This is a genomic window from Micromonospora sp. MW-13 (assembly GCF_003434305.1).
Taxonomy (GTDB): domain Bacteria; phylum Actinomycetota; class Actinomycetes; order Mycobacteriales; family Micromonosporaceae; genus Micromonospora.
On the sequence record NZ_QKKX01000014.1, the window covers coordinates 1 to 3,950 of the forward strand.

Here is a 3,950-nt window from a genome sequence, read left to right on the forward strand (position 1 = left end):
CCGAGGAGTCCGACCCGCCCGCCTCGGAGTCGTTCCCCGCATCAACCGGCCCATTCGGCACCTCGGGCAACCCCGCCGGCCCGCCAGCACCACCGGACACGGACCACAACCGCACCGTGTGGTCGTCACTGGCGGAGACCACCACCCGTCGGCCCGGCTCGCCCTGCAGCGACGTCACCGTCCGCACCCTGCCGGTGTGGCCCTCCAACGTCAGGAGCAGCGCACCGCTGTCCGCGTTCCAGACCCGCACCGTCCCGTGCGCGTCAGCGGTGGCCAACAGCCGGTCCGACCCCGCCTGCCACGGCGTCACCGCCACCGCCCCGCTGGTGTGGTCCCCCAATGTCAGGAGCGGCGCACCGGTGACCGCATCCCAGACCAACACCGTCCCGTCCTCGCTGGCGGTGGCCAACCGCTGGTCCGACCCCGCCTGCCACGACGTCACCGCCCACACCACGCCGGTGTGGTCCCCCAACGTCAGGAGCGGCGCACCGGTGACCGCGTCCCAGACCCGCACCGTCCCGTCCCAACTGGCGGAAGCCAACCGCCAGTCCGACCCCGCCTGCCACGACGCCATCGCCACCACACCGCCGGTGTGGCCCCCCCACCTCAGGAGCCGCGCACCGCTGGCCACGTCCCAGACCTGCACCGTCCCGTCCGCCCAGTCGGCGGTGGCCAACCGCCGGTCCGATCCCGCCTGCCACGACGCCATCGCCCCCACACCGCCGGGGTGGCCCCCCAACGTCAGGAGCCGCGCACCGGTGACCGCGTCCCAGACCCGCACCGTCCCGTCGTCGCTGGCGGAGGCCACCCGTGGGCCCGACTCCCCCTGCCACGACGTCACCGCCCACACCGGGCCGACGTGGCCCTCCAAAGCCCGGAGCCGCGCACCACTGTCCGCATCCCAGACCAACACCGTCCCTTGCATGTCGGCAGTGGCCAACCGCCGGTCCGACCCCGTCTGCCACGACGTCACCGCCACCACACCGTCGGTGTGGTCCGCCAACGTCAGGAGCGGCGCACCGGTGACCGCGTCCCAGACCCGCACCGTCCCGTCGTCGCTGGCGGAGGCCACCCGTGGGCCCGACTCCCCCTGCCACGACGTCACCGCCCACACCGGGCCGACGTGGCCCTCCAACGTCCGGCGCTCCACACCGTCGACCACGTCCGCCGATGATGGGTCAACATCGGTGCGCACCTGTTCGAGGTGCCGGTCCAGCTCCGCGGCCGCTGTCTCGACCTGGCCGAGCCGGTCCCCCAGCCCTCCGAGGTCGCCCGCGGGCAACGAATCGACGTAGGCGTCCACGGTGCGCGGCATCCGCGCACGACTGAGGCCCTGCATCGCCCCGAGATACCGGTCGGACCGTTCCGCCAGGACGGACCGCTCCGGGCTGTCGTCCTGCCCGGGAGCGGTCATCCGCCGCAACACCCGGTCAGCGGCGCCCATACGCGTCGCGTGGCCGCCGGCAAGATCTCGCCACCGCCGGATCAGATCCGCACGCGCAGTGGCGACCCCGAGGTCGGAAACGGGCACCGCCTGCTCACCCGACCCGACCGCACCATCCCCGGCCTGCCCCGGCACCACCGCCGGCCCCACCGGCAACGACGAGATCCGCTCCTCCAACCACTGCCGCGCCAGGCCGAACGCGCTCACCGCGGAGAACAGCTCCGCCCGCCACTGATCGGACACCGCCGGCACCCGCCCCACCACATGCACGTCCTGCACCGGCGGCGACACGCCAAGGGCAGCCCGCAGCTCGGAAACCTGCACTACCGCACCGTCCGTCGACCACAACGACGCCACGTCCTGGCCATGATCCGTCAGGAACCGGTCGAAGTCCGCCACCCCCAGATCCCGCACAGCGGACAGATCGACGATCCGCCGACCATCTTCTCTCTGGACCCCCTCTGGCAGGTTCTCGTCCGGGTCTTTAGATATTTCGGTCACCACCGGCCGGCCCGGTGCCGTATAGAAGACCCAGGCACCCAGATACACCGCCCGCAACACGTCCGAGGCGGCCTCCGGTACCCTCCCGTCCTCCCGGACCGCCGACACCGGTTCCGCCACCGCCGTCCACACCCGGTCGATCTCCTCCTCGACCCGTTCCACCACCTCCTCGGCCACCACATCGTCAGTCGCCACCAACGCCGCCGCCAGCCGCCGGTTGCGCTCGTCGCCGACCCACCTCTCCAGCCGCAGATCAGGCCGATCCGTCCCCACCGGGAGGGCATCCTCACCCGTCCATCCGCGCGTGAGCCCGACCAGCCGCTCTCCCAACGCCACCAACTGGTCCACCCGCTCACCCATCCGGCGCTGCCCATCCACCCCCACCGCCGGATCACCCACCAGGTCGGAAAGCGCCGCCCTCAGCTCCCCGGCCCAACCCACCCGACCCCGAGCCGCTGCCCCACCCGGCGCCCCCACCGCCTCCGCGATCCCCTCCACCTCGGCCAGCACACGGGTCCACCCGTCCGCCTCGACCAGATCCCGCGCCTCCCGAAGGCCCCCACCCATCGGCTCGCCCGGGACCAGCTCACCCATCCGCACCGGCCACAGGTCATCCTCGGCCGCGTGCGTCAACACCACCGTCGACGCCCACCCACCGAACCCGTGCACCACCACATACACCGGCTCCCGCAACCCCGACCCCGCCGGCGGCAACGCACCATTCAGGATGTCGAACATCGACGACATGACCGCCTTGGGATCGCCCGGATGCGGCCCCGGTACACCCACCACCAACACCCGCGCACCAGCCGGCACCCACCCCACCGGCCCCACATCCGGCACCCCCGCCGGAATCTCCCCCGCGATCTCCCCGACCAGCAGCTCCGCCTGCCGCAACTGCGTCACCCGCAAACCACGCTCCGACGACGCGCCCGGAAGGAACACCCAACCCCGGAAATACGAGAACGCCCGCTGCCCCAACCGCGCCCAATCCACATCGAGAGGCAGGAGGTACGGCCCATGGTCAAGAGGCAATCCAACCAGCGCCCGACGGGTCAGATATTCAAGGTCAGCCCCCGGAATGTCCGGACGCGCCTGGAACTCCCACAACCACGTCGCGAACGTCTCCCGACCCGAGAAATCGACAGCGACCAACCCACGCGGAACCACTCCCGCGTCCGGGTACGCCACATGCCGCCCGAGGACCGCCACCGCCCCCGACTCGTCACGCGCTGCCCGCAACGCCGCGACCTCGACCAACGTCCGTGGCTGCAATTCAGGAACACCAGACGGGTCGGCACTGTACGGCGACAGCTCGATCACCGCCGCCTCAGGCACCTCCACCCCCACCGCACCATCAAGTAACCGCTCCGCCAGATCCAGCACGCCCTCATGCGCACGGTCCTCGAACGCCACCACCACCCGCCACACCGCATCACCCGCAGGCCGACGCCTCCCCGTCCTCGCCACCCACGCCTCAGCATCCGTCACCGCCTGCTCCCGTGCCACCGCAGCAAGACGCTCCACGTCAGCCCCAGCGCCCCAACCCTCCGGATACACCACCATCCACCCACGACCCGACAGGTGGGCGACGGGAAGGTCCAGTGCGACGGTCCGGTCATGCCAGGGTGCGACACCGCCGTTCTCGTGAGGTCCGGACCCGGCCGGGGCCACGGTGACGTTGACGGAGAACGCCTCGGACAGCAGGTGTGGTAGCGCCCCCGTGAGGCGGGGAACCGCCGTCCCCCGCGCATCCAGGGCCTGCCGCAACAACGCCCTGTCGCCCGGGGACAGGCCGGCCCTTCCTTGGTCGAGAACGTTGGTTCTGTCGACGAAGTGGTTGAACGAGTCGCGCAGGTGGTCGCGGACGGCGTCCGGCGTCCGCTCACCCAGCGACGCCGCGACCCCATCCCCCGTCCTGTCGAGGAACTGCGTGAACAACCGATCCCACACGTCCGACCGCAGCAGCCCGGCCGGCAGGGACGGCAACGGCACAGAACCCGAA

At 71.7% G+C, this 3,950-nt stretch carries 1 protein-coding gene; it reads right to left on the reverse strand.

Annotated elements, in window-relative coordinates:
* A partial coding sequence (locus tag C5N14_RS33755) for a WD40 repeat domain-containing protein (protein WP_256371512.1) occupies positions 1–3,886 on the reverse strand: 3,886 nt, incomplete at its 3' end.
* Positions 3,887–3,950: the final 64 nt, after the last annotated feature.